The organism is Mesorhizobium waitakense (assembly GCF_056431085.1).
The window spans coordinates 1-4,798 of sequence record NZ_JBWKME010000125.1; the positions used below are offsets into that span (position 1 = coordinate 1).

The 4,798-nt window shown below is 58.5% G+C and carries 2 protein-coding genes; both read left to right on the forward strand.

Features of this window, described 5'->3' with window-relative positions; all coding sequences use genetic code 11:
- The first annotated feature begins 758 nt into the window (after positions 1 to 758).
- Positions 759 to 1,145 carry an ectoine synthase gene (locus tag AC07FD_RS25945; RefSeq protein ID WP_379021277.1) on the forward strand — a complete coding sequence of 129 codons (387 nt, stop codon included), beginning with the start codon at positions 759 to 761 and terminating at the stop codon, positions 1,143 to 1,145.
- Between the two features lie 942 nt (positions 1,146 to 2,087).
- A partial coding sequence (locus AC07FD_RS25950) for an AMP-binding protein (RefSeq protein ID WP_478352144.1) occupies positions 2,088 to 4,798 on the forward strand: 2,711 nt, incomplete at its 3' end.

Here is a 4,798-nt window from a genome sequence, read left to right on the forward strand (position 1 = left end):
CATGGCCTGATGGAATCACGCCGCCCGCCAAACCGCCACCCACCCCAACCCGATACACCCGAGTCATAACGCCGCGTCCGCCACCGGTTTTGCCCCGGTTACCCTTCCACCCTTCCACTCGCTAACTGCCCGAAAAACAACCGCAAATTTTTGTTCCACATTTGTCTACCAAGCTGGCGCGAGATTTGCTCCAGCTAAGAGCTGCGGAGCCGTATTCGTGTCGAAAGGCACAGCGAAGGAAGGAAGCAAGTTGCCAGATCTGCGACCGAAAACGCTTCGTATGGCCAGTACCATCACCAATGGCATTCCGAAACATGTCAACTCGGGCGGCGGTACCGCGCAGAAATGGGAACATCACGGCAGTGTCCGCCCGACTCCAACTCGCCCCTTTTTGCGTAGTCGCCATAGAGGTGAGGTAGGCCTTTTGGGTGAATCCGATCATGCGGGATTAATGCACGTCCTCTTCACGACCGGGGGCTGGTTGCCCCGACGGAGTTCCTACACAGCGTCCACCGTCAACCGCGCAATAGGGGCATTGCGAGAAGGGGATCGACAATGCTTCCGGCGGCTGGCGCGCAGCAATGGCGAAATGGATTTGCATGTCCTCGCCAGCATGCCTCCCGGCCAAACAACCATAACTTGCCTTTCGGCTTCGGGAGCAGGCGGAACCCGCGCTTCCAAGCCACAATAGCGGGCGGCAGCTTCCACAATAATGGCTTACCTGTATTCCTACAATTAAAACTCAGAAGGATATCGCTATGATTGTGCGTACCCTCTACGATGTTGAAGCGACCGATTACTTCGTCGATTGGGGCAACGGTACCAGCCATCGTCTTCTGACAGATAAGGACGGCTTGGGCTTTACCATCTGCCACACTGTCGTGCGCGCTAACACTGTCTCGCTTCTGCAATATCGCAATCATCTCGAAGCCTGCTACTGCATCGCCGGAGAGGGCGAGGTCGAGGACATGGACGGTAATGTCTTCCCCATTCGCAAGGGCGACATCTATGCGCTCGACAAGCATGACAAGCATCTCCTGCGCGGTGGCCGCGACAAGGATTTGATCCTCATTAGTGTCTTCAACCCGCCCCTCAACGGAACCGAGCGCCACAAACTCAACGATCCGGCAGGCTCGGCATATTGAGCAAGTGAACAAACGCCAGTTCTTATACTCCGCTCATCGCGAGGAATATTCACCTTAGCGACCCGACACCATCCGCACCGCACGGATCCGGGCCTCAGCGGACATTTTTTTGTCGTCTTGCTCATATCCATTCCGCTCTATCCAGGCGTTTGAGTACCCGGCAACTCTGGGCGGTTTTGGTTGCATGTGCAAAAGACTCGGAAGATCGGCGCTTGAAGCAGATCCCGTTTCGAATGTGAAATGGCGATGATCAGCCACTGAACTTTCATCGATTGGCGATTAGATTAGCGCAGCATTTCCGGTTAATCCGGTCTCAACCGTTTCAGGCTCTGCTTTCTTTGCCCGCGACACTTTGGGCGAGATCCCGGAAGGCTTGTGCCAATTGACGGCGCGCTCAATGGCACGACGTGCACTGATGTCGGATACGTAACATAGCAATATCACTGCTATCACGTTGATTGAGAACCATTTCACCTTTGGCACGATAAATGCGTAGCTCTCCAGGAACGCACAGACGGAGGAGAGATTGTCCCATGATCAGCGCACCGGAACGCAGCACGAGGTTAAGTTGGCTGCTGCGATACTGCCGGCCATGATATTTGGTGACGTGGGAGCTTGGCGCGGACATTGGGAAGATCTGGCTCCGCGTAAGACTTTGAATAGCGTCAATGCACGCCAGATTACACAAGCGATTGTGAGGCTCCCGGAGCGTACCCGAACCAGTGTGAGCGATCAAATGGGGCGGCGCCTGGGGCGTCAACCGCCCAGCTTGGTAGGTGATTTCGGGGAGGGGTGAAGATGCCACCGCAGAATTCTCGGGTGCGCGGAAGTGCCTTCCAACCAAGCCGTCGGGATAGGCAACTTGCACCGCGATCAATCTCCTCCAGCGTCTTTGTTGGCAGTGGTACGGTCGCAGTTAGGTGCGCTCAGCTGGCAATGGAAATGGGCCACGCCATTGGTACGGCCCTGTATGGCGACGCCATATTCGCAGAGTGGGCGACTGGCGCCAATATCCCGTGCATGGAAAGCGTCGAAGAGCTCTGCTCTTTTTTGAAGGCGGAGCCGGTGGATTGGATTTTCTCTGTTGCCAATCCGTTCATATTGCCACCGGACGTGTTTAGGCGAGCGCGTCGAGGTGCATTTAACTACCACGACGGTCCGTTGCCACGATATGCGGGAACGCACGCGACATCCTGGGCGCTGCTGGCGCAAGAGACCGAATATGCCATCACGTGGCATCGGATCGATGATGGTGTTAATACGGGTGACGTCGTGGTTCAGCGCCAAGTGCTGGTGGCGCCCACCGACACGGCAATGAGCCTGAACCTCAAATGTTATGAAGCCGCGATCGAGAGTTTCCGCGAGCTCTTAACTGGCCTCGAGAGCGGGAAGCTTACGGCCCACCCGCAGGCGCTGGGGGACAGAAGCTATTTTCCGAGATGGCGACGCCCAGATGCGGCAGGCTGTCTGCGATGGGATCGATCCGCGCAAAATCTGTCAACGACGACGCGTGCCCTAGACTTTGGCCCGTATCATCCCAATCCATTGTGTCTGCCCAAGGCGCTCCTAGGTGATGAGGCTGTCGCAATCAGGCGCCTGGAGGTGCGGCCTCAACGCTCGGGCGTTCCGGCAGGTTGCCTGCTTGAAGTCCACTCCAGCCATTGGCGGGTGGCGACGGGTACAGAGGATGTCGATGTTTGCTTTGGCGGCCGCTATGGGCAGGCGCTGGACGCGCGAGCCCTCGCCAGGCAGTCCAATCTGGATAAAGGTGATCGCCTTCCGATCTTGAGCGAGGAACAGGCGCGGAGCATAACTGCCATCCATGAATTGCTGGCGCCTCGGGAGGATTTTTGGCGACAGCGGCTCCGGCAGTTCAGAATATCGAATCCTCCTTTTCTGTCGTCTTCCGTGGCTGCGGCGCCGCCCAGATGGCGGACTAGTTCGGCGTTCATTCCAAGTGCTTTGGCTGAGCTGTCCCCACTCGATCGCACGGAATACTTGGTAACCGCTTGGCTGGTCTATCTCGCCCGCATCACGGGAGAAACCGACCTTCAACTGGGATGGACGCCTGCTTCGGAAGGACCGCAAGCTGGGTCTAAGGCGGTGAAGGTGTTGATCGCCCCTGTCGTGCCGATGGAAGTTACCATTGACCTTGCACATGATTTTGAAGAAATGCGCAAGACGGTGGCGGCCGAACTCGCTCAGCTGAAGGCGCACGCTGGCTTTGCCCGGGATCTTATCGCGCGCTGCCCGACATTGCGAGTTGCGGAGGCGCTACGGTTGCGTCGACCATGGCCGATTGGCATCACAGTCACGACAGAAAGCTGCTCCGTCGCTGATGATCTGATGACGAGCCGCAGAGCGGGCCGAGCCCTATGCGGCAATTTGCTGACCTTTGAGGTTTGCGCTCTGGATGGGAGCTTTCGCTGGCACTTCGATGCCAGTCGATTAGCGCCGGAGCAAATCGGCCGCATGACGCAGCATTTGCAAACTTTGTTGCATGGTGTGATGGCCGATGCGGGCCAGCCGGTCGGTCGCGTCGACATCCTCCCGGCCGCCGAACGCACATATCTGGTGGAGGAGTTGAACCGGACGGCGGCGCCTTATCCGTCGGAGCGGTGCATCCATGAGCTGTTCGAGGCGCAAGTGCGCAAGGCGCCGGAGGCGCCGGCGGTGGTCTATGAAAACGAGCGGTTGAGCTATGGCGATCTCAACGCGCGGGCCAATCGGCTGGCGCATCATCTGATCGCCCTCGGGGTCAGGCCGGATCAGCCGGTGGCGATCTGCCTGGAGCGCAGCCTTTCGATGGTGGTGGGTGTTTTGGCGATCCTGAAGGCGGGCGGTGCCTATCTGCCGCTGGATCCGGCCTATCCGTCGGCGCGGCTGCGGCAGATTGTCGGCGATGCAAGACCGCAACTACTGCTTTGCGACGCCGCGGGCCGCACAGCACTGGACGCCAAGGCGCTGGCCGATGTCAGCGTGGTCGATCTGGATACTGCCACCCCCGCCTGGGCCGAGCGGCCGCCTTCGGACCCGGAGCCGCGCACGTTGGGCCTCACCGCGCGCCATCTCGCCTATATCATCTACACCTCCGGCTCAACCGGAACCCCGAAGGGCATCGAAATGTCCCACGGCGCTCTTGTGAATTCGCTCGCCGGAGTTGTCACGTCAAAGCGACGCACACTTCAATTCGCGACCCTGAACTTCGATGTGTCCTCCCAGGAATTGTTCATTTGTTGGAAGGACGGTGGACTGCTCGTGCTCCTGCGGGAAGAGACCCGCAGGGACTTCTCCGACTTGCTCGAATTCGTGAAGGAGCGAGCGATCGAGCGACTTTTCCTCCCATTCGTAGCATTGAACCATTTTGCGGAGGTCTGGGGCGCGCAGCGAGTGCTGCTGCCCTCTTTAAGTGAGATCTATACAGCGGGTGAGCAATTGCAGGCCACTCCACCGCTTAGGGCGTTCTTCGAAGCACATCCGAAGGCGAGATTGATCAATCAATACGGGTCCACAGAAGTCAACGTCATTGCCGAGCACCGCCTTGCAGCTGACCCATCATGCTGGCCCCAATTGCCTCCTGTCGGTCGTCCGATTGCGAACACGCGGGTGTATCTTCTGGACGGTCATGGCGCGCCGGTTCCGTTCGGGGCGGT

Coding starts and splice junctions, on each gene's coding strand:
- AC07FD_RS25945 (WP_379021277.1), top strand. CDS start 759: ATGATTGTGCGTACCCTCTACGATGTTGAAGCGACCGATTACTTCGTC.